Annotated in this window: 4 protein-coding genes; 1 reads left to right on the plus strand and 3 read right to left on the minus strand. The window is 49.1% G+C overall.

Going from position 1 to position 26,008, the window contains the following annotated elements; translation table 11 throughout:
* Positions 1-16: 16 nt before the first annotated feature.
* The 3 genes from BLS62_RS27990 to BLS62_RS28000 are packed head-to-tail and all read right to left on the minus strand — an operon-like array spanning position 17 to position 24,331.
* Positions 17-3,934 carry a non-ribosomal peptide synthetase gene (locus BLS62_RS27990; RefSeq protein WP_093190197.1) on the minus strand — a complete coding sequence of 1,306 codons (3,918 nt, stop codon included), beginning with the start codon at positions 3,932-3,934 and terminating at the stop codon, positions 17-19.
* A gap of 4 nt (positions 3,935-3,938) precedes the next feature.
* A complete protein-coding gene (locus BLS62_RS27995) occupies positions 3,939-13,439 on the minus strand; it encodes a non-ribosomal peptide synthetase (RefSeq protein ID WP_093190199.1) in 9,501 nt (3,166 codons plus the stop codon).
* 14 nt (positions 13,440-13,453) lie between these two features.
* Positions 13,454-24,331, minus strand: a complete 10,878-nt coding sequence (locus BLS62_RS28000) for a non-ribosomal peptide synthetase (RefSeq protein ID WP_093190201.1) — start codon at positions 24,329-24,331, stop codon at positions 13,454-13,456.
* Between the two features lie 316 nt (positions 24,332-24,647).
* Between BLS62_RS28000 and BLS62_RS28005 the strand changes: the two genes are divergently transcribed.
* A complete protein-coding gene (locus BLS62_RS28005; protein WP_093190203.1) occupies positions 24,648-25,919 on the plus strand; it encodes a diaminopimelate decarboxylase in 1,272 nt (423 codons plus the stop codon).
* The last annotated feature ends 89 nt before the right edge of the window (positions 25,920-26,008 follow it).

The raw sequence follows: 26,008 nt of genomic DNA on the forward strand, positions 1-26,008 counted from the left end.
CCTGCATTCTCTTTTTCTATACTATAGAATGTGAGTAAAAATTAACTATTTCGGCAATGCGTTGAGATCCTGCTTTCTCAATTATTGAAAAATGGGTTTCTGGAACACTAACAATGGTAGTACTTCCAGATATTACGTTTGCCCATCTGGAAGCTCGATATTGGTTTGTTTTTGTTTCACTCGCTAAAATATAAATAAGATCTGTATCAATTTTATTATCAAATTTATGGGATGATATGAGTGGCAGCCAGTTGCGAAATTCTATTAATTGCTTACTTAGTTCGTGTAAAATATTTTTATGATCTACACTTGTTGGAACCGCTAGCTCAGCTAATTTTAATAACCGGTCGTTTTCATTCATTGACATAAAGCTTTTTGACACTACTTGACGCCCGTCTGACCCAGAAAAGCCAACTTGCGTTACAAACAACTTCCAAAATGCCTCCTTATTTCGATTCTCTACAGGAAGACTTTCGCAGGTATGTGTATCAATCATAAAAGTTGTGACGCGTTTACCTGTGATTGCTTTTAATTTCTGTGCAGCGGCAAGAGCGAATACTCCTCCAGCAGACCAACCTGCAACAGCAGATATTTTTTTTAGGTTAGTTTTTGGCATGTTACTTATATAGAAGTTAACTGCTTCATCAATTGATGTAACGTGTTTCTCAATTTTTTTACAATTAACAACAAGTGTAGATTTTGGAGACAGATTATCAATCATACTCTCATAACAAAAATTATTCGCTGTTGGAGGAGTAAAAAATAAGTATTTTATGTCATTTTTTCTAAGTTCTGTAGTATTTTTCTTGTCTGTTTTCAATACAGCTACCGCCAGATCTTTAACGCATGGTGCCTCGAACAATACCTTCAACGGTATCTCTACAGCAAAAGCCTGTCCCACACGCGCCATAACCTGCATGGCTAGAAGGGAATGCCCCCCCAAGTCGAAGAAGTTGTCCTCAACGCCGACCTGTGTCACGCCCAGAACTTCTGCCCAGATGCTGGTAAGCATCTCTTCAACTGGTGTACGCGGAGCAATATAAGCCTTACGCACCAATCCGCTGTCATCAGGTTCTGGCAGCGCTTTGCGGTCAAGCTTTCCGTTCGGGGTTAAGGGCAGAGCTGACAAAGTAACAAATGCCGCTGGAACCATGTAATCAGGCAAGGTCTGCTGAAGATGCGCGCGTAAATCACCTGCGCTTGCATCTCCGACCACATAAGCAACCAGCCGCCCTTCTCCGGGGCCATCTGCACGTAGCAACACAGCTGCCTGACCAACGGATGGATGCGATGTTAGAGCCGCTTCAATCTCACCGGTCTCGATCCGGTAACCCCGCAGCTTCACCTGATGGTCGTAGCGACCTAAGAACTCAAGTGCACCATCAGCACGCCGGCAAACCCGGTCTCCGGTGCGGTATAACCGGCCTCCGGCCGAACCAAACGGATCTGGAACAAAACGTTCCGCGGTCAAATCCGGCCGCCCTAAATAACCACGAGCTAAGCCAACTCCGCCAATGTAAAGCTCGCCTGATACCCCAACAGGCACAGGCTCAAGCCCTCCATCAAGAACGTAAAGCTGAGTGTTCCAGATCGGATGACCGATCGGAACAGATGTTTGTTCCGTTGCATTTACCAAATACCAACTGGAAATTACGGTTGCTTCTGTTGGTCCATACCCATTCACTAGCCTCCGTCCATCACACCATGGCTTCAATAAAGATGGAAGTGAAGCTTCACCCGCGACCACTATGTTTTTTAACCCATTAGTTGGCTTAGTCTCTAGTGTCACCAGTATAGATGGTGGTAGCAAAATGTTAGTAACCGATTTTTCAGTTATCTGATCCGCCAATGCAGAGCCTACCAAATGGGTGCGTGGAGGTGGGACTATCAACCGCGCACCAGCCTTTATTGTGCAGAAAATTTCCCACACGGAGGCATCAAAACTCAAGCTGGCGAACTGTAAAACCCGAGAATCAGCTGTAATGGCAAACGCGTCAATCAGCGCCGTCACCAAATTACATGCACTGCTATGACGGATCATGACTCCTTTCGGGCGTCCGGTTGAGCCGGACGTGTAAATCACATAGGCAAGGTTTTCAGCATCCACCGTCACATCCGGTGAGCTTTGAGGATATTGGCGAATGATCTCCGCATCGGCCTGCAAACACACCAACGGATGATCACTGACCAATCCTGAATGAGCATCATCACATACAACAAGAGAGGCCCCCGCATCCTGCAGCATAAACGCTAACCGGTCAGGCGGATAGGCAGGATCAAGCGGAAGGTAGGCACCTCCAGCCTTGAGGATGGCCAGCAAACTCACAACCATCTCAGCTGACCGGTCAACGCACAAGCCAACAATAACTTCTGGGCCAACTCCAAGAGTACGCAAATGATGGGCAAGCTGATTGGCACGAGCCTCTAACTCACCATAACTTAAACACTGCCCCTCAAACTCCACTGCAACTGCATCTGGCTGTCGGGCAACCTGTTCAGCAATAAGCTCATGCAAGCAACGGTCTTGCGGATAATCTGCTGCCGTTGCATTCCACTCTTCTAAAACCTGATGACGTTCTGCCTCATCAAGCAGTGAGAGCGTGGAGATCTTCTGCTCTGGATCTGCGGAGGCCATCGCCGCCAAAAGACGCTCCAGATGGACAACCAAACGCTCAGCAACCGACGAGGGAATATATTTAGGGTCAAAAAGAATATCAAGTAAAGCTTTTCGTTGCGGCGTAACTCGTAAACAAAGAGGATAGTTTGAATGGGATATACTGTGAATATTTTCTATAGAAACTGTCTTCTCTAATTTTGTGGTCGTGTTTTTTGTTTTCGAACCTGTAGGAAAATTTTCGAAAACGTACAGAACTTCAAACAGCGGACTTGATTGTGGAATATCACTCCAGTTATGGATATCAACAAGCGGGCTATATTGGTGCTCCAATCGCTCAGTTTGCTCAATCTGCAACTGGTGAAGCCAGTCAACAAGAGCACAGTCGGGATTTATACGAACGCGCACAGGTAGTGTATTGATGAACATTCCAACGATGTCTTCGACCCCACGTAATTCTGGAGGCCGACCAGACGTCGTAGCTCCAAAAACAATATCGTTGGTCTCGCTGTGCCGGCTCAAAAGCAAAGCCCAAGCTGCTTGAAACACTGTATTCAACGTCACTCGATTTCGTCGCGCAAAGTCCTGCAAGGCTTGCGTTAATGTTCTCGTCAATCTATGAGAATGTATAACCTGTCGAACACTTTGATCTGTTGGTTTGGCTGAGTTCCCCACTCCTAATCTTGTTGGCTCTAATAGACCACTTAGCGCAGACCTCCAATAAGCTTCAGAGGCTTGTTGATCCTGCTGATTTAACCAAGTAATATAGTCTTCATATGGACGTACCGGTTCCAATCTCGGCTCTTGCCCGGATGAAAAAGCGCGATAACATTCAATAAACTCGCGAAAGACGATGGGTAATGACCACCCGTCTACGATAAGGTGATGCATAGTAAGAATTACGCGATACTCTTCATCATCCATTTGGACAAGGGTTAACCGCAACAGTGGTGCGCTAGCTGGATCCAACCCCCGGGACCTGTCCTCATCAACCAATTCAAAAAATCGTTTATCTTGCTCGGATTTTGACAAATGACGCCAGTCGTGCCAGTCAATCGGAAGTGCCACTTCTTGTAAAATGACTTGAACAGGCTCTTCAACTTCTTTCCATATAAAACAAGCTCGTAAAGCTTCATGGCGCTCAATAATATAACGCCAAGACGCTTCAAAACTATCGCGGTCAAAAAAACCACTAAATTGTGCTAATGTTAATATTGAGTATGTCTTTGATGTTTGTTTGTCAACTGAGTGGTATAGTAGCCCTAGTTGTAGATGTGATAAGTTATAGAAATGACTAATCTTTCTATCAGTATATGCCATTTAATCACTCCATTTGGTCCAATAGAGACTGGAGGTGTTTTTCTAATAAATTGGGACGTCGATAGTTATTTGATGACTGTCCATCGCGTTCCGGGTGTGGTGTTTTTATCACCTTACTCAAATCTATTACCGATTGATTGGTGAAAATATCTCGGACTTGCAAACCAAGACCACGTTGCTTAGCGCGACTAATAACCTGAAGGGCCAAGATAGAATCTCCCCCCAAATCGAAGAAGTTGTCCTCAACGCCGACCTGTGTCACGCCCAGAACTTCTGCCCAGATGCTGGTAAGCATCTCTTCAACTGGTGTACGCGGAGCAATATAAGCCTTACGCACCAATCCGCTGTCATCAGGTTCTGGCAGCGCCTTGCGGTCAAGCTTTCCGTTCGAGGTTAAGGGCAGAGCTGACAAAGTAACAAATGCCGCTGGAACCATGTAATCAGGCAAGGTCTGCTGAAGATGCGCGCGTAAATCACCTGCGCTTGCATCTCCGACCACATAAGCAACCAGCCGCCCTTCTCCGGGGCCATCTGCACGTAGCAACACAGCTGCCTGACCAACGGATGGATGCGATGTTAGAGCCGCTTCAATCTCACCGGTCTCGATCCGGTAACCCCGCAGCTTCACCTGATGGTCGTAGCGACCTAAGAACTCAAGTGCACCATCAGCACGCCGGCAAACCCGGTCTCCGGTGCGGTATAACCGGCCTCCGGCCGAACCAAACGGATCTGGAACAAAACGTTCCGCGGTCAAATCCGGCCGCCCCAAGTAACCACGAGCTAAGCCAACTCCGCCAATGTAAAGCTCGCCTGATACCCCAACAGGCACAGGCTCAAGCCCTCCATCAAGAACGTAAAGCTGAGTGTTCCAGATCGGATAACCAATCGGAACAATTCCAACAGCGTTATGATCAGCCTGTTGAGAACCCACAAGATACCAGCTACAAGCTATAACCGTTTCTGTAGGGCCATATTCATTTACTATTTTAGTTTGCGGTGAATTTTGAGGCCACCACTTAAGATGTTCATAAAAAAGAGGTTCCCCACCTAGAATAACTGTGCCAATTTTTGCACCATTTGGATTAGGCCAACACACTGATTGTAAGTTCACTGTTCTCGCTGACGTAACAGCGAGGAAACTATAACAGTTTTTATTAATTCGCTCTGTTAGCCAGTTCTCCAATGCATCTCTTTGATTTACGATGTAAGTAGTCGCTCCACCAATTAGAGGTAGAAAAATAGTTTGAACAGTTAAATCTGTTCCAATAGAAGTATCTACAGGCGCTCCTGTTCCAAAGTCTTTGTTATACTCTTTGTTTGCCCAAGACATGTAGTTTGCGACGCCATTATGACGGATCATGACCCCTTTCGGGCGTCCGGTTGAGCCGGACGTGTAAATCACATAGGCAAGGTTTTCAGCATCCACCGTCACATCCGGTGAGCTTTGAGGATATTGGCGAATGATCTCCGCATCGGCCTGCAAACACACCAACGGATGATCACTGACCAATCCTGAATGAGCATCATCACATACAACAAGAGAGGCCCCCGCATCCTGCAGCATAAACGCTAACCGGTCAGGCGGATAGGCAGGATCAAGCGGAAGGTAGGCACCTCCAGCCTTGAGGATGGCCAGCAAACTCACAACCATCTCAGCTGACCGGTCAACGCACAAGCCAACAATAACTTCTGGGCCAACTCCAAGAGTACGCAAATGATGGGCAAGCTGATTGGCACGAGCCTCTAACTCACCATAACTTAAACACTGCCCCTCAAACTCCACTGCAACTGCATCTGGCTGTCGGGCAGCCTGTTCAGCAATAAGCTCATGCAAGCAACGGTCTTGCGGATAATCTGCTGCCGTTGCATTCCACTCTTCTAAAACCTGATGACGTTCTGCCTCATCAAGCAGTGAGAGCGTGGAGATCTTCTGCTCTGGATCTGCGGAGGCCATCGCCGCCAAAAGACGCTCCAGATGGACAACCAGGCGTTCCATTGTCGACGCTTCAAACAGATCTGTGCTGTATTCCAGGCGCCCGCGCAGCCCTTCCCGCGTTTCACTCAAACTCAAAGTAAGATCAAACTTTGCCGTATTGCCTGTGAGCGGCTCGCTCTGAACGCTTAGACCAGGCAGTGCCATGGCATCCCCTGGAGCGTTTTGCAGCACCAACATTGCCTGGAACAGAGGGTGGCGAGAAAGATCTCGTTGCGGCTGGAGTGCTTCAACCAACCGCTCAAACGGCACATCTTGATGACCATACGCTTCAAGCGCCAGTTCTCTCGTGCGAACCAGAAGGTCATGCACACTGGGATTATCTGACAGATTGCCGCGCAACACCAAGGTGTTGACAAAAAAGCCAATCAGCCCTTCCAGCTCTGGGCGGCGACGCCCGGCCACAGGGGCACCCACCACCACATCATTTTGCTCGCTGTGACGGCTGAGCAGAACCTGAAAGGCTGCCAGAAGAACCATGAACAAGGTCACGCCTTCCCGCTGGCTCAAGGCTGTCAACGCGCCTGATAGTTCAGCCGGGAAAGTCACCTCAATCCGGGCCCCATGGCCACTCATCACTGCCGGACGAGGATGATCTGTAGGAAGGTCTAATGTTGGAAGCTCCTGAAGCTTGTCACACCAGTACGAAAGCTGCCCCTCCAGACGCTCCCCCTCAAGCCAGCGCCGCTGCCAGGCGGCATAATCAGCATATTGCACGGGCAGGGTTGGAAGATCGGCTGGCCGTTCCTCACATTGTGCAGCATAAAGCTCTCCCAGTTCCCGCACCAAGACGCCTATGGACCAGGCATCAGAAACAATATGATGTATGCTCACAACCAGCACATGGCGATCCGCGGCAAGGCGTAAAAGCTCTGCCCGGAACAAGGGACCAGTCGAAAGATCAAACCGCGCAGCAGTCAGATCCTGCATGTGTGCCTTCAGCTGTTCTGAGGACAAGCCATCCACATCGGTAATCTTCAATAGGAAATCTGCCGGCGGATCAATTACCTGATAACCGACCCCCTCTTCTTCTACAATCCGCGTGCGCAAGCTCTCATGACGCTCAATCAGTGCTGCAAACGCCCTTTCAAGTGAAGGTACATCCAACGCACCATTTAACCTGACTGCCCCGGAAACATTATAAGCTGCCCCAACCTCTCGAAACTGATGTAAATGCCATAAAGATGTTTGCTCGTATGAAAGCTTCAAAGCCCCACTTCGGTCCACTGGATCCAGAGGCAGATCTTCCATAGTCCGGCCCAAACCGAGAGCCAGCTCGACAGCTGCCGCCAGATCTTTAACGCATGGTGCCTCGAACAATGCCTTCAACGGTATCTCTACAGCAAAAGCCTGTCCCACACGCGCCATAACCTGCATGGCTAGAAGGGAATGCCCCCCCAAATCGAAGAAGTTGTCCTCAACGCCGACCTGTGTCACGCCCAGAACTTCTGCCCAGATGCTGGTAAGCATCTCTTCAACTGGTGTACGCGGAGCAATATAAGCCTTACGCACCAATCCGCTGTCATCAGGTTCTGGCAGCGCCTTGCGGTCAAGCTTTCCGTTCGGGGTTAAGGGCAGAGCTGACAAAGTAACAAATGCCGCTGGAACCATGTAATCAGGCAAGGTCTGCTGAAGATGCGCGCGTAAATCACCTGCGCTTGCATCTCCGACCACATAAGCAACCAGCCGCCCTTCTCCGGGGCCATCTGCACGTAGCAACACAGCTGCCTGACCAACGGATGGATGCGATGTTAGAGCCGCTTCAATCTCACCGGTCTCGATCCGGTAACCCCGCAGCTTCACCTGATGGTCGTAGCGACCTAAGAACTCAAGTGCACCATCAGCACGCCGGCAAACCCGGTCTCCGGTGCGGTATAACCGGCCTCCGGCCGAACCAAACGGATCTGGAACAAAACGTTCCGCGGTCAAATCCGGCCGCCCTAAATAACCACGAGCTAAGCCAACTCCGCCAATGTAAAGCTCGCCTGATACCCCAACAGGCACAGGCTCAAGCCCTCCATCAAGAACGTAAAGCTGAGTGTTCCAGATCGGATGACCGATCGGAACAGATGCTTTTCCTGACGTGACTTTATGCAATGCAGACCAAATTGTCGTCTCACTCGGCCCATATAAATTCCAAACATGCTCATGGCATGCTGTTAACCCACCTGCAAGATCTCGGGATAGTGCTTCCCCACCACACAATATCTTTCGTAGTCCTGAAGGTATACCTCCAGTCTCCAACAAGAGATACCAAGTGGTAGGAGTAGCTTGAAGAACTGTTACGCGACTACTCTTCAATATGTTAGTTAAGGCAAGTCCATCTGCTGCGCTTGACCGTGTTACCAAAACACAGCGGCCACCTAATATAAGTGGAGCTAAAATTTCAAGAGTAGCTATATCAAAAGTCAAGTTGGTAACTGCTGCCAAAACATCGCCAGCTGTGAGCTCAAGGACCGCTGTTAAGCTAGATAACGCCCCATTTAATCCTCCATGACGGATCATGACCCCTTTAGGGTGTCCGGTTGAGCCGGACGTGTAAATCACATAGGCAAGGTTTTCAGCATCCACCGTCACATCCGGTGAGCTTTGAGGATATTGGCGAATGATCTCCGCATCGGCCTGCAAACACACCAACGGATGATCACTGACCAATCCTGAATGAGCATCATCACATACAACAAGAGAGGCCCCCGCATCCTGCAGCATAAACGCTAACCGGTCAGGCGGATAGGCAGGATCAAGTGGAAGGTAGGCACCTCCAGCCTTGAGGATGGCCAGCAAACTCACAACCATCTCAGCTGACCGGTCAACGCACAAGCCAACAATAACTTCTGGGCCAACTCCAAGAGTACGCAGATGATGGGCAAGCTGATTGGCACGAGCCTCTAACTCACCATAACTTAAACACTGCCCCTCAAACTCCACTGCAACTGCATCTGGCTGTCGGGCAACCTGTTCAGCAATAAGCTCATGCAAGCAACGGTCTTGCGGATAATCTGCTGCCGTTGCATTCCACTCTTCTAAAACCTGATGACGTTCTGCCTCATCAAGCAGTGAGAGCGTGGAGATCTTCTGCTCTGGATCTGCGGAGGCCATCGCCGCCAAAAGACGCTCCAGATGGACAACCAGGCGTTCCATTGTCGACGCTTCAAACAGATCTGTGCTGTATTCCAGGCGCCCGCGCAGCCCTTCCCGCGTTTCACTCAAACTCAAAGTAAGATCAAACTTTGCCGTATTGCCTGTGAGCGGCTCGCTCTGAACGCTTAGACCAGGCAGTGCCATGGCATCCCCTGGAGCGTTTTGCAGCACCAACATTGCCTGGAACAGAGGGTGGCGAGAAAGATCTCGTTGCGGCTGGAGTGCTTCAACCAACCGCTCAAACGGCACATCTTGATGACCATACGCTTCAAGCGCCAGTTCTCTCGTGCGAACCAGAAGGTCATGCACACTGGGATCATCTGACAGATTGCCGCGCAACACCAAGGTGTTGACAAAAAAGCCAATCAGCCCTTCCAGCTCTGGGCGGCGACGCCCGGCCACAGGGGCACCCACCACCACATCATTTTGCTCGCTGTGACGGCTGAGCAGAACCTGAAAGGCTGCCAGAAGAACCATGAACAAGGTCACGCCTTCCCGCTGGCTCAAGGCTGTCAACGCGCCTGATAGTTCAGCCGGGAAAGTCACCTCAATCCGGGCCCCATGGCCACTCATCACTGCCGGACGAGGATGATCTGTAGGAAGGTCTAATGTTGGAAGCTCCTGAAGCTTGTCACACCAGTACGAAAGCTGCCCCTCCAGACGCTCCCCCTCAAGCCAGCGCCGCTGCCAGGCGGCATAATCAGCATATTGCACGGGCAGGGTTGGAAGATCGGCTGGCCGTTCCTCACATTGTGCAGCATAAAGCTCTCCCAGTTCCCGCACCAAGACGCCTATGGACCAGGCATCAGAAACAATATGATGTATGCTCACAACCAGCACATGGCGATCCGCGGCAAGGCGTAAAAGCTCTGCCCGGAACAAGGGACCAGTCGAAAGATCAAACCGCGCAGCAGTCAGATCCTGCATGTGTGCCTTCAGCTGTTCTGAGGACAAGCCATCCACATCGGTAATCTTCAATAGGAAATCTGCCGGCGGATCAATTACCTGATAACCGACCCCCTCTTCTTCTACAATCCGCGTGCGCAAGCTCTCATGACGCTCAATCAGTGCTGCAAACGCCCTTTCAAGTGAAGGTACATCCAACGCACCATTTAACCTGACTGCCCCGGAAACATTATAAGCAGACTGTTCTGGTGCCAGTTGATCCAAAAACCAAAGACGTTCTTGAGAGTGTGAAAGCTTCAAAGCCCCACTTCGGTCCACTGGATCCAGAGGCAGATCTTCCATAGTCCGGCCCAAACCGAGAGCCAGCTCGACAGCTGCCGCCAGATCTTTAACGCATGGTGCCTCGAACAATGCCTTCAACGGTATCTCTACAGCAAAAGCCTGTCCCACACGCGCCATAACCTGCATGGCTAGAAGGGAATGCCCCCCCAAGTCGAAGAAGTTGTCCTCAACGCCGACCTGTGTCACGCCCAGAACTTCTGCCCAGATGCTGGTAAGCATCTCTTCAACTGGTGTACGCGGAGCAATATAAGCCTTACGCACCAATCCGCTGTCATCAGGTTCTGGCAGCGCCTTGCGGTCAAGCTTTCCGTTCGGGGTTAAGGGCAGAGCTGACAAAGTAACAAATGCCGCTGGAACCATGTAATCAGGCAAGGTCTGCTGAAGATGCGCGCGTAAATCACCTGCGCTTGCATCTCCGACCACATAAGCAACCAGCCGCCCTTCTCCGGGGCCATCTGCACGTAGCAACACAGCTGCCTGACCAACGGATGGATGCGATGTTAGAGCCGCTTCAATCTCACCGGTCTCGATCCGGTAACCCCGCAGCTTCACCTGATGGTCGTAGCGACCTAAGAACTCAAGTGCACCATCAGCACGCCGGTAAACCCGGTCTCCGGTGCGGTATAACCGGCCTCCGGCCGAACCAAACGGATCTGGAACAAAACGTTCCGCGGTCAAATCCGGCCGCCCTAAATAACCACGAGCTAAGCCAACTCCGCCAATGTAAAGCTCGCCTGATACCCCAACAGGCACAGGCTCAAGCCCTCCATCAAGAACGTAAAGCTGAGTGTTCCAGATCGGATGACCGATCGGAACAGATGCTTTTCCTGACGTGACTTTATGCAATGCAGACCAAATTGTCGTCTCACTCGGCCCATATAAATTCCAAACATGCTCATGGCATGCTGTTAACCCACCTGCAAGATCTCGGGATAGTGCTTCCCCACCACACAATATCTTTCGTAGTCCTGAAGGTATACCTCCAGTCTCCAACAAGAGATACCAAGTGGCAGGAGTAGCTTGAAGAACTGTTACGCGACTACTCTTCAATATGTTAGTTAAGGCAAGTCCATCTGCTGCGCTTGACCGTGTTACCAAAACACAGCGGCCACCTAATATAAGTGGAGCTAAAATTTCAAGAGTAGCTATATCAAAAGTCAAGTTGGTAACTGCTGCCAAAACATCGCCAGCTGTGAGCTCAAGGACCGCTGTTAAGCTAGATAACGCCCCATTTAATCCTCCATGACGGATCATGACCCCTTTAGGGTGTCCGGTTGAGCCGGACGTGTAAGTCACATAGGCAAGGTTTTCAGCATCCACCGTCACATCCGGTGAGCTTTGAGGATATTGGCGAATGATCTCCGCATCGGCCTGCAAACACACCAACGGATGATCACTGACCAATCCTGAATGAGCATCATCACATACAACAAGAGAGGCCCCCGCATCCTGCAGCATAAACGCTAACCGGTCAGGCGGATAGGCAGGATCAAGCGGAAGGTAGGCACCTCCAGCCTTGAGGATGGCCAGCAAACTCACAACCATCTCAGCTGACCGGTCAACGCACAAGCCAACAATAACTTCTGGGCCAACTCCAAGAGTACGCAGATGATGGGCAAGCTGATTGGCACGAGCCTCTAACTCACCATAACTTAAACACTGCCCCTCAAACTCCACTGCAACTGCATCTGGCTGTCGGGCAGCCTGTTCAGCAATAAGCTCATGCAAGCAACGGTCTTGCGGATAATCTGCTGCCGTTGCATTCCACTCTTCTAAAACCTGATGACGTTCTGCCTCATCAAGCAGTGAGAGCGTGGAGATCTTCTGCTCTGGATCTGCGGAGGCCATCGCCGCCAAAAGACGCTCCAGATGGACAACCAGGCGTTCCATTGTCGAAGAAAAATAAACTTTGCTATCATATAGAAAGTTAATTTGGATGTTGTCTTTGGGAAGTATCTGTATACCAAGCGGATAATTTGTAAATTCGATTGACTTGCTATCCGTGACACAAAATTTACTACTGTTACCATCGCGCGTAATTGAATTAGGATAATTCTCATACATAAAAATACATTCAAACAGCGGACTTGATTGTGGAATATCACTCCAGTTATGGATATCAACAAGCGGGCTATATTGGTGCTCCAATCGCTCAGTTTGCTCAATCTGCAACTGGTGAAGCCAGTCAACAAGAGCACAGTCGGGATTTATACGAACGCGCACAGGTAGTGTATTGATGAACATTCCAACGATGTCTTCGACCCCACGTAATTCTGGAGGCCGACCAGACGTCGTAGCTCCAAAAACAATATCGTTGGTCTCGCTGTGCCGGCTCAAAAGCAAAGCCCAAGCTGCTTGAAACACTGTATTCAACGTCACTCGATTTCGTCGCGCAAAGTCCTGCAAGGCTTGCGTTAATGTTCTCGTCAATCTATGAGAATGTATAACCTGTCGAACACTTTGATCTGTTGGTTTGGCTGAGTTCCCCACTCCTAATCTTGTTGGCTCTAATAGACCACTTAGCGCAGACCTCCAATAAGCTTCAGAGGCTTGTTGATCCTGCTGATTTAACCAAGTAATATAGTCTTCATATGGACGTACCGGTTCCAATCTCGGCTCTTGCCCGGATGAAAAAGCGCGATAACATTCAATAAACTCGCGAAAGACGATGGGTAATGACCACCCGTCTACGATAAGGTGATGCATAGTAAGAATTACGCGATACTCTTCATCATCCATTTGGACAAGGGTTAACCGCAACAGTGGTGCGCTAGCTGGATCCAACCCCCGGGACCTGTCCTCATCAATCAATTCAAAAAATCGTTTATCTTGCTCGGATTTTGACAAATGACGCCAGTCGTGCCAGTCAATCGGAAGTGCCACTTCTTGTAAAATGACTTGAACAGGCTCTTCAACTTCTTTCCATATAAAACAAGCTCGTAAAGCTTCATGGCGCTCAATAATATAACGCCAAGACGCTTCAAAACTATCGCGGTCAAAAAAACCACTAAATTGTTTTATCGTCGACAATAAATATGTGCCAGCGTGTTCGTTGTTTATATAAGAAAGAAATAGAACTCCCTTCTGAGTATTAGATAATTTGTATATTTTATCAATGACCATCTTAGTTCTCAATATTATTTAAATCTAGAAACTATACTTTTGACATCAGTAATATTTACTTTACTTTGCTTTGTTAAATGTACTATTTCTTGTGCTTCAGAACATTCATTTGATATTTTTTTTATCTTATCTAAGAATGTTTCTGCTAAGCGTTCTATGTACTCTTTATTGTGCAGCGTCGGGTTATACGTCCAATCGACTGAGAGGCAGTTATTTATTACTCTTGCTGTTATATCGAGAAGATGGGGCCTCTGGTTATCAGCACCACGGTTTGCACCAATACTCCCTTTTGTTGGCTCGAATAGGTTGCTGTTAGAGAAGGTTTGATCAAAATGCCCCAAGTAATTAAGGCTAACTTGTGGTGTTGGTATTTCTCTTAAATCGCTTTTTATTTCGCGCAGCAAACCATAACCAATACCTCTGCAGGGCACTGCATCTAAGCTTTCCTGAGTTCTTTTTAACACTTCAGCGCTTGTGATGTTTGAGAGGTCAATTAATATTGGATAAGTTGTTGTAAACCAACCTACCGTCCGACTTATATCGAGATCTTCAAACAGTTCTTCACGACCGTGTCCTTCAAGTTCAATCAGCGCCATTGGTTGACCCGTAGCTTCTGTCAGTGTTTGCGCTAAACTAGCTAACAATAGTGTCTCGATGGTAGCGCCAACCCGCGGAATTTTATGTACTAATTGTGCGGTTGTATGGCGGTCTAACTTCTTCCGTATAGTTTTTGCTGTCCCTTCCAAATTGTCTCCGGCGTGGTCAACAGGAAGAGGTATAGCTCGCTCCCAAGGTTGCTCCTTCCAGTAAGGAATTTCATTATCTAACTTGTCCGCGTAGGCAAACAGTCTATTAGTCCAGTTCAGCCAAGAACTAGTCTTGGGCGGCAATTCTACTAATTGATTACGTTCCATCGCTAAATAAGCGGTTGAAAGATCTTCGATTAGAACACGCCACGAAACCCCATCAACCACTAAGTGGTGAGCTATTAGCAGTAGTTGTCCCGATCCCGTCGATTCGGCAAAGAAAACGCCTTTCAATAGAGGGCCTTGTGTCAAACAAAAACCTGTCTGAACTTCAGTTGCTTTTTGAGTGATGTGAGTCGAGCGTTCTTCTGCTGATAATGGCGTTAGATCAACCATCTCCAGATAAGGTCTAGTATCTGGTGGACTGAACTCCTGTCGCCAACTATCTCCCCGGTGTACAAACCGTGACCGAAGTACATCATGGTGTGTAAATACAACAGCTAAAGCCTCTGCTAAAAGGTTAAAATCAATAGGTCTATTCAACCGGAGAAGTAGTCCTTGATTCCAATGAGTTGGTGTCTCTAGTTTGAGGTTCATAAACCAATGTTGGATTGGGGTCAGTTCGGAGTCCCCTATAATGGGACCTTGCTCGTCGCTTCCCAGGTGCGGTGTTTTTATCACCTTACTCAAATCTGTTACCGATTGATTGGCAAAAATATCTCGGACTTGCAAACCAAGACCACGTTGCTTAGCGCGACTAATAACCTGAAGGGCCAAGATAGAATCTCCCCCCAAATCGAAGAAGTTGTCCTCAACGCCGACCTGTGTCACGCCCAGAACTTCTGCCCAGATGCTGGTAAGCATCTCTTCAACTGGTGTACGCGGAGCAATATAAGCCTTACGCACCAATCCGCTGTCATCAGGTTCTGGCAGCGCCTTGCGGTCAAGCTTTCCGTTCGGGGTTAAGGGCAGAGCTGACAAAGTAACAAATGCCGCTGGAACCATGTAATCAGGCAAGGTCTGCTGAAGATGCGCGCGTAAATCACCTGCGCTTGCATCTCCGACCACATAAGCAACCAGCCGCCCTTCTCCGGGGCCATCTGCACGTAGCAACACAGCTGCCTGACCAACAGATGGATGCGATGTTAGAGCCGCTTCAATCTCACCGGTCTCGATCCGGTAACCCCGCAGCTTCACCTGATGGTCGTAGCGACCTAAGAACTCAAGTGCACCATCAGCACGCCGGTAAACCCGGTCTCCGGTGCGGTATAACCGGCCTCCGGCCGAACCAAACGGATCTGGAACAAAACGTTCCGCGGTCAAATCCGGCCGCCCTAAATAACCACGAGCTAAGCCAACTCCGCCAATGTAAAGCTCGCCTGATACCCCAACAGGCACAGGCTCAAGCCCTCCATCAAGAACGTAAAGCTGAGTGTTCCAGATCGGATAACCAATCGGAACAGATGTTTGTTCTGTTGCATTTACCGAATACCAACTTACGCAAACAGTTGCTTCTGTAGGCCCGTAAGCGTTTATAATTCGCCGTCCATCACACCATGGCTTCAATAAAGATGGAAGTGAAGCTTCACCTGCTACTCCTAATGTTGTCAGGTTAATGCCAAGCTTGAGATCAAGGGTTGCTAAAACAGATGGAGGAATTACCAAAACTGAGATAGTCCGATTGATTATTTGCTCCGCCAATGTAGAGCCAACCAAATGAGTACGCGGAGGCGGGACTATCAGCCGCGCACCAGCTTTTAGTGTACAGAATACTTCAGTCACAGCAGCATCGAAACTCAAGCTGGCGAACTGTAAAACCCGAGAATTAGCTGTAATGGCAAACGCGTCAATCAGCGCCGTCACCAAATTACATGCACTGCTATGACGGATCATGACTCCTTTCGGGCGTCCGGTTGAGCCGGACGTGTAAATCACATAGGCAAGGTTTTCAGCATCCACCGTCACATCCGGTGAGCTTTGAGGATATTGGCGAATGATCTCCGCATCGGCCTGCAAACACACCAACGGATGATCACTGACCAATCCTGAATGAGCATCATCACATACAACAAGAGAGGCCCCCGCATCCTGCAGCATAAACGCTAACCGGTCAGGCGGATAGGCAGGATCAAGCGGAAGGTAGGCACCTCCAGCCTTGAGGATGGCCAGCAAACTCACAACCATCTCAGCTGACCGGTCAACGCACAAGCCAACAATAACTTCTGGGCCAACTCCAAGAGTACGCAAATGATGGGCAAGCTGATTGGCACGAGCCTCTAACTCACCATAACTTAAACACTGCCCCTCAAACTCCACTGCAACTGCATCTGGCTGTCGGGCAGCCTGTTCAGCAATAAGCTCATGCAAGCAACGGTCTTGCGGATAATCTGCTGCCGTTGCATTCCACTCTTCTAAAACCTGATGACGTTCTGCCTCATCAAGCAGTGAGAGCGTGGAGATCTTCTGCTCTGGATCTGCGGAGGCCATCGCCGCCAAAAGACGCTCCAGATGGACAACCAGGCGTTCCATTGTCGACGCTTCAAACAGATCTGTGCTGTATTCCAGGCGCCCGCGCAGCCCTTCCCGCGTTTCACTCAAACTCAAAGTAAGATCAAACTTTGCCGTATTGCCTGTGAGCGGCTCGCTCTGAACGCTTAGACCAGGCAGTGCCATGGCATCCCCTGGAGCGTTTTGCAGCACCAACATTGCCTGGAACAGAGGGTGGCGAGAAAGATCTCGTTGCGGCTGGAGTGCTTCAACCAACCGCTCAAACGGCACATCTTGATGACCATACGCTTCAAGCGCCAGTTCTCTCGTGCGAACCAGAAGGTCATGCACACTGGGATCATCTGACAGATTGCCGCGCAACACCAAGGTGTTGACAAAAAAGCCAATCAGCCCTTCCAGCTCTGGGCGGCGACGCCCGGCCACAGGGGCACCCACCACCACATCATTTTGCTCGCTGTGACGGCTGAGCAGAACCTGAAAGGCTGCCAGAAGAACCATGAACAAGGTCACGCCTTCCCGCTGGCTCAAGGCTGTCAACGCGCCTGATAGTTCAGCCGGGAAAGTCACCTCAATCCGGGCCCCATGGCCACTCATCACTGCCGGACGAGGATGATCTGTAGGAAGGTCTAATGTTGGAAGCTCCTGAAGCTTGTCACACCAGTACGAAAGCTGCCCCTCCAGACGCTCCCCCTCAAGCCAGCGCCGCTGCCAGGCGGCATAATCAGCATATTGCACGGGCAGGGTTGGAAGATCGGCTGGCCGTTCCTCACATTGTGCAGCATAAAGCTCTCCCAGTTCCCGCACCAAGACGCCTATGGACCAGGCATCAGAAACAATATGATGTATGCTCACAACCAGCACATGGCGATCCGCGGCAAGGCGTAAAAGCTCTGCCCGGAACAAGGGACCAGTCGAAAGATCAAACCGCGCAGCAGTCAGATCCTGCATGTGTGCCTTCAGCTGTTCTGAGGACAAGCCATCCACATCGGTAATCTTCAATAGGAAATCTGCCGGCGGATCAATTACCTGATAACCGACCCCCTCTTCTTCTACAATCCGCGTGCGCAAGCTCTCATGACGCTCAATCAGTGCTGTAAACGCCCTTTCAAGTGAAGGTACATCCAACGCACCATTTAACCTGACTGCCCCGGAAACATTATAAGCAGACTGTTCTGGTGCCAGTTGATCCAAAAACCAAAGACGTTCTTGAGAGTGTGAAAGCTTCAAAGCCCCACTTCGGTCCACTGGATCCAGAGGCAGATCTTCCATAGTCCGGCCCAAACCGAGAGCCAGCTCGACAGCTGCCGCCAGATCTTTAACGCATGGTGCCTCGAACAATGCCTTCAACGGTATCTCTACAGCAAAAGCCTGTCCCACACGCGCCATAACCTGCATGGCTAGAAGGGAATGCCCCCCCAAGTCGAAGAAGTTGTCCTCAACGCCGACCTGTGTCACGCCCAGAACTTCTGCCCAGATGCTGGTAAGCATCTCTTCAACTGGTGTACGCGGAGCAATATAAGCCTTACGCACCAATCCGCTGTCATCAGGTTCTGGCAGCGCCTTGCGGTCAAGCTTTCCGTTCGGGGTTAAGGGCAGAGCTGACAAAGTAACAAATGCCGCTGGAACCATGTAATCAGGCAAGGTCTGCTGAAGATGCGCGCGTAAATCACCTGCGCTTGCATCTCCGACCACATAAGCAACCAGCCGCCCTTCTCCGGGGCCATCTGCACGTAGCAACACAGCTGCCTGACCAACGGATGGATGCGATGTTAGAGCCGCTTCAATCTCACCGGTCTCGATCCGGTAACCCCGCAGCTTCACCTGATGGTCGTAGCGACCTAAGAACTCAAGTGCACCATCAGCACGCCGGTAAACCCGGTCTCCGGTGCGGTATAACCGGCCTCCGGCCGAACCAAACGGATCTGGAACAAAACGTTCCGCGGTCAAATCCGGCCGCCCCAAGTAACCACGAGCTAAGCCAACTCCGCCAATGTAAAGCTCGCCTGATACCCCAACAGGCACAGGATCAAGCCCTCCATCAAGAACGTAAAGCTGAGTGTTCCAGATCGGATAACCAATCGGAACAGAGCTCGACTTTTGCTCGCCAATCGACGTATCGGACGGAATTGATACTGTTTGCACACAGCAACCGACTGTTGCCTCAGATGGGCCATACTCATTCACGATCTCTGTTGTATGTTTCTTCGACCATGGACCGAATCCATCGCTAGATAATGCTTCTCCACCGATGACAAGAAGGTTGGTTGTATCAATAGCATCTGTCGGGATTTCGCCCTCAAGCATACGAAGATGGCTGGGGGTGAGCTTTATAAAGCTTTTGCTATCTGGGATGCGTTGCAAGGTAAACTTCAGAGCATCAGGTTCCTCAGGAACCAATTCACAGCATCGCCCAAGCAAAAGGGGCAACCACAATGAGGTAACAGAAAGATCAAAGAAGATTGGACTATGGACAAGTGACTTGGTCCAATCACTTGCGCCATAAGTATGTGCTGCCCATAATAAATAGCTCTTCAGGTTTTGGTGACGGATCATGACCCCTTTCGGGCGTCCGGTTGAGCCGGACGTGTAAATCACATAGGCAAGGTTTTCAGCATCCACCGTCACATCCGGTGAGCTTTGAGGATATTGGCGAATGATCTCCGCATCGGCCTGCAAACACACCAACGGATGATCACTGACCAATCCTGAATGAGCATCATCACATACAACAAGAGAGGCCCCCGCATCCTGCAGCATAAACGCTAACCGGTCAGGCGGATAGGCAGGATCAAGTGGAAGGTAGGCACCTCCAGCCTTGAGGATGGCCAGCAAACTCACAACCATCTCAGCTGACCGGTCAACGCACAAGCCAACAATAACTTCTGGGCCAACTCCAAGAGTACGCAGATGATGGGCAAGCTGATTGGCACGAGCCTCTAACTCACCATAACTTAAACACTGCCCCTCAAACTCCACTGCAACTGCATCTGGCTGTCGGGCAACCTGTTCAGCAATAAGCTCATGCAAGCAACGGTCTTGCGGATAATCTGCTGCCGTTGCATTCCACTCTTCTAAAACCTGATGACGTTCAGTTTCATCAAGCAGTGAGAGCGTGGAGATCTTCTGCTCTGGATCTGCGGAGGCCATCGCCGCCAAAAGACGCTCCAGATGGACAACCAGGCGTTCCATTGTCGACGCTTCAAACAGATCTGTGCTGTATTCCAGGCGCCCGCGCAGCCCTTCCCGCGTTTCACTCAAACTCAAAGTAAGATCAAACTTTGCCGTATTGCCTGTGAGCGGCTCGCTCTGAACGCTTAGACCAGGCAGTGCCATGGCATCCCCTGGAGCGTTTTGCAGCACCAACATTGCCTGGAACAGAGGGTGGCGAGAAAGATCTCGTTGCGGCTGGAGTGCTTCAACCAACCGCTCAAACGGCACATCTTGATGACCATACGCTTCAAGCGCCAGTTCTCTCGTGCGAACCAGAAGGTCATGCACACTGGGATCATCTGACAGATTGCCGCGCAACACCAAGGTGTTGACAAAAAAGCCAATCAGCCCTTCCAGCTCTGGGCGGCGACGCCCGGCCACAGGGGCACCCACCACCACATCATTTTGCTCGCTGTGACGGCTGAGCAGAACCTGAAAGGCTGCCAGAAGAACCATGAACAAGGTCACGCCTTCCCGCTGGCTCAAGGCTGTCAACGCGCCTGATAGTTCAGCCGGGAAAGTCACCTCAATCCGGGCCCCATGGCCACTCATCACTGCCGGACGAGGATGATCTGTAGGAAGGTCTAATGTTGGAAGCTCCTGAAGCTTGTCACACCAGTACGAAAGCTGCCCCTCCAGACGCTCCCCCTCAAGCCAGCGCCGCTGCCAGGCGGCATAATCAGCATATTGCACGGGCAGGGTTGGAAGATCGGCTGGCCGTTCCTCACATTGTGCAGCATAAAGCTCTCCCAGTTCCCGCACCAAGACGCCTATGGACCAGGCATCAGAAACAATATGATGTATGCTCACAACCAGCACATGGCGATCCGCGGCAAGGCGTAAAAGCTCTGCCCGGAACAAGGGACCAGTCGAAAGATCAAACCGCGCAGCAGTCAGATCCTGCATGTGTGCCTTCAGCTGTTCTGAGGACAAGCCATCCACATCGGTAATCTTCAATAGGAAATCTGCCGGCGGATCAATTACCTGATAACCGACCCCCTCTTCTTCTACAATCCGCGTGCGCAAGCTCTCATGACGCTCAATCAGTGCTGCAAACGCCCTTTCAAGTGAAGGTACATCCAACGCACCATTTAACCTGACTGCCCCGGAAACATTATAAGCAGACTGTTCTGGTGCCAGTTGATCCAAAAACCAAAGACGTTCTTGAGAGTGTGAAAGCTTCAAAGCCCCACTTCGGTCCACTGGATCCAGAGGCAGATCTTCCATAGTCCGGCCCAAACCGAGAGCCAGCTCGACAGCTGCCGCCAGATCTTTAACGCATGGTGCCTCGAACAATGCCTTCAACGGTATCTCTACAGCAAAAGCCTGTCCCACACGCGCCATAACCTGCATGGCTAGAAGGGAATGCCCCCCCAAATCGAAGAAGTTGTCCTCAACGCCGACCTGTGTCACGCCCAGAACTTCTGCCCAGATGCTGGTAAGCATCTCTTCAACTGGTGTACGCGGAGCAATATAAGCCTTACGCACCAATCCGCTGTCATCAGGTTCTGGCAGCGCCTTGCGGTCAAGCTTTCCGTTCGGGGTTAAGGGCAGAGCTGACAAAGTAACAAATGCCGCTGGAACCATGTAATCAGGCAAGGTCTGCTGAAGATGCGCGCGTAAATCACCTGCGCTTGCATCTCCGACCACATAAGCAACCAGCCGCCCTTCTCCGGGGCCATCTGCACGTAGCAACACAGCTGCCTGACCAACGGATGGATGCGATGTTAGAGCCGCTTCAATCTCACCGGTCTCGATCCGGTAACCCCGCAGCTTCACCTGATGGTCGTAGCGACCTAAGAACTCAAGTGCACCATCAGCACGCCGGCAAACCCGGTCTCCGGTGCGGTATAACCGGCCTCCGGCCGAACCAAACGGATCTGGAACAAAACGTTCCGCGGTCAAATCCGGCCGCCCTAAATAACCACGAGCTAAGCCAACTCCGCCAATGTAAAGCTCGCCTGATACCCCAACAGGCACAGGCTCAAGCCCTCCATCAAGAACGTAAAGCTGAGTGTTCCAGATCGGATAACCGATCGGAACAGAGCTCGACTTTTGCTCGTCAATCGACGTATCGGACGGAACCTCAAAATAAGTTGTGGTCATTGTACATTCGGTCGGCCCATACAGATTAACTGTCATTGAATTGCTAGAAAGCCGACGAATTCTATTTAAGAGAGGCCAAGTGAGTATCTCACCAGATATAAATACTGCTCTGATAGATCTAGTTGGTGTTTTGAAACTCTCTAAATGACTGCACAGTTCACCCATAAAGCTAGGGGTTGCACTCATTAATACTGTTATTTCTTTAGTGTGAATTAGATTAGCGATGATTCTTGGATCATTTACATTAGTCCTGGGGGGTATAAAGACATATCCACCACTGATTAGAACACCTAGGATATTTCTTATTGAAGCATCAAATACTATAGATGGAATTTGGATGGTGCGATCAGTATCAGAAATATTCCATTGATGGCTAAAGTGCTCTAAATAATTACCGGCACCTCGGTGTAAACTTAAAACCCCTTTAGGGTGTCCGGTTGAGCCGGACGTGTAAGTCACATAGGCAAGGTTTTCAGCATCCACCGTCACATCCGGTGAGCTTTGAGGATATTGGCGAATGATCTCCGCATCGGCCTGCAAACACACCAACGGATGATCACTGACCAATCCTGAATGAGCATCATCACATACAACAAGAGAGGCCCCCGCATCCTGCAGCATAAACGCTAACCGGTCAGGCGGATAGGCAGGATCAAGTGGAAGGTAGGCACCTCCAGCCTTGAGGATGGCCAGCAAACTCACAACCATCTCAGCTGACCGGTCAACGCACAAGCCAACAATAACTTCTGGGCCAACTCCAAGAGTACGCAGATGATGGGCAAGCTGATTGGCACGAGCCTCTAACTCACCATAACTTAAACACTGCCCCTCAAACTCCACTGCAACTGCATCTGGCTGTCGGGCAACCTGTTCAGCAATAAGCTCATGCAAGCAACGGTCTTGCGGATAATCTGCTGCCGTTGCATTCCACTCTTCTAAAACCTGATGACGTTCTGCCTCATCAAGCAGTGAGAGCGTGGAGATCTTCTGCTCTGGATCTGCGGAGGCCATCGCCGCCAAAAGACGCTCCAGATGGACAACCAAACGCTCAGCAACCGACGAGGGAATATATTTAGGGTCAAAAAGAATATCAAGTAAAGCTTTTCGTTGCGGCGTAACTCGTAAACAAAGAGGATAGTTTGAATGGGATATACTGTGAATATTTTCTATAGAAACTGTCTTCTCTAATTTTGTGGTCGTGTTTTTTGTTTTCGAACCTGTAGGAAAATTTTCGAAAACGTACAGAACTTCAAACAGCGGACTTGATTGTGGAATATCACTCCAGTTATGGATATCAACAAGCGGGCTATATTGGTGCTCCAATCGCTCAGTTTGCTCAATCTGCAACTGGTGAAGCCAGTCAACAAGAGCACAGTCGGGATTTATACGAACGCGCACAGGTAGTGTATTGATGAACATTCCAACGATGTCTTCGACCCCACGTAATTCTGGAGGCCGACCAGACGTCGTAGCTCCAAAAACAATATCGTTGGTCTCGCTGTGCCGGCTCAAAAGCAAAGCCCAAGCTGCTTGAAACACTGTATTCAACGTCACTCGATTTCGTCGCGCAAAGTCCTGCAAGGCTTGCGTTAATGTTCTCGTCAATCTATGAGAATGTATAACCTGTCGAACACTTTGATCTGTTGGTTTGGCTGAGTTCCCCACTCCTAATCTTGTTGGCTCTAATAGACCACTTAGCGCAGACCTCCAATAAGCTTCAGAGGCTTGTTGATCCTGCTGATTTAACCAAGTAATATAGTCTTCATATGGACGTACCGGTTCCAATCTCGGCTCTTGCCCGGATGAAAAAGCGCGATAACATTCAATAAACTCGCGAAAGACGATGGGTAATGACCACCCGTCTACGATAAGGTGATGCATAGTAAGAATTACGCGATACTCTTCATCATCCATTTGGACAAGGGTTAACCGCAACAGTGGTGCGCTAGCTGGATCCAACCCCCGGGACCTGTCCTCATCAACCAATTCAAAAAATCGTTTATCTTGCTCGGATTTTGACAAATGACGCCAGTCGTGCCAGTCAATCGGAAGTGCCACTTCTTGTAAAATGACTTGAACAGGCTCTTCAACTTCTTTCCATATAAAACAAGCTCGTAAAGCTTCATGGCGCTCAATAATATAACGCCAAGACGCTTCAAAACTATCGCGGTCAAAAAAACCACTAAATTGCCGCACGACCGTTGTTAAGTACGCTGTTGATTTCGGCTCTAGCGAAGAGTGAAACAATAACCCTAATTGAAGATGAGATGGCGGATAAATTGCCTCAATAGCGTCCTTGTTTGAGCAGTAGCTAACCAACATCACTCCCCCAAATAAAAAGCATTTTTAAAATTTTGTCTTATATCAATAGATACAGTGTCAAAATAATCTCGAAGATAAGTTATAATTAGATAATACTACTCTCGCATAAATTACCCCTAATATAAAAGTGAAAAAATATCACCAATATAATGTGTAGATCAATAATTATAAATACACTACACTTATTCAGCTTTTAGCTTTTAGCTATCAACGAGAACTTATGTAAAATGGACTTAAGACAAAAAATCTGGATAAAGACTGCAAGCAGGCTCAATATGTTTTTAGATTTACTACTACTTTATCGAGGTGCCTTTATATGCCGATGTTGCAAAGTTTTAACCAGCGGCTGATACCTATACTTAAAGATATAGCGAAAGAATTTGGGACGCCATTCCACATTTACGACGAAGTCGGAATAAGAGAAACATGTAAACTCTTTTCTTCTTTATCTAATGTCATGCCATTTCGTCAGTATTATGCGGTTAAAGCATTACCAAACCCACATATTCTTTCAATCCTCTATGATGAAAGAATGGGGTTCGATTGCGCTTCTATTCCCGAAATAGAGTTGGCATTGCTCTCGGGGGCCTATGGAAGGGACATCTTGTTTACTTCGAACAACACGCAATCCCATGAATTTGAAGCAGCAATGGATGTGGAAGCTATAATAAATCTTGATGATGAATGTCTTTTAAATAAAGTTTCACCATTTCCTGATCTAGCTTGTTTTAGAATGTCATCGGGGAGTGTAAGTCAAGAATGTGAATATATTGGTTCATCTGAGAAAAGTAAGTTTGGCATTCCTTACGAGCGAATTGCAAACGCTTATCATGCGGCTAAAACTCTGGGGGCTAGTCGTTTCGGTTTTCACGCTATGCTCTGCTCAAATCAAACATCTGCCACTAATGTATTAAGTTTAGCAGAAATAGTGTTCGATCACGCAGCAAAACTAGCGCAAGAAGTAGGTTTAGAATTTGAATTCGTAAACATAGGTGGAGGCATTGGCATACCTTACAGACCTGAAGAAGAATCATTCAATTTCGAACTCTTTGCGAAGAACCTTCCGGTTACTTTCTCAAAATACTTTAAGGAAGATACATCTCTTTTCACGGAATGTGGAAGGTTTGTTACTGGGCCGCATGGTGTACTAGTTACTAGCGTAACAAATGTCATGGAGAAATATCAAACTATGGTTGGAGTTGATGCTGGAATGAGCTCTCTAATGCGACCTGCGATGTATCCAAACGCATATCATCACATAACCTTACCATTCACACATCAAAAAGTTGCCACTTTTGATGTAGTTGGATCTCTATGCGAGAACAACGATAAATTAGCAAGGCAGCGAAGGCTCCCATTGCCTAGACAAGGCGATTTGATGATAGTGCATGATACAGGTGCTCATGGGTCTGCAATGGGTTTCAACTATAATGGCCGCTTGAGACCAAAGGAGCTCCTGTTACAGAGAGATGGCTCCGTCCGCCTTATTCGAAGTGCTGAAACGACGAGCAATTACTTCTCAACAATTGCAATGATCGAAGAACTAGAAAAAAACGTACGTAACAAAAAGACGCCTATGGTTGGGTAATCCCCCGCTAATTTATCGAGTTCAAAAGTAGAGATATTGTCACCTCATATTGACCTTGTTGCAGGGATCGAGACACAGGTTTAAGCTTC

The sequence above is a fragment of the Pseudovibrio sp. Tun.PSC04-5.I4 genome (genome assembly GCF_900104145.1).
Taxonomy (GTDB): domain Bacteria; phylum Pseudomonadota; class Alphaproteobacteria; order Rhizobiales; family Stappiaceae; genus Pseudovibrio.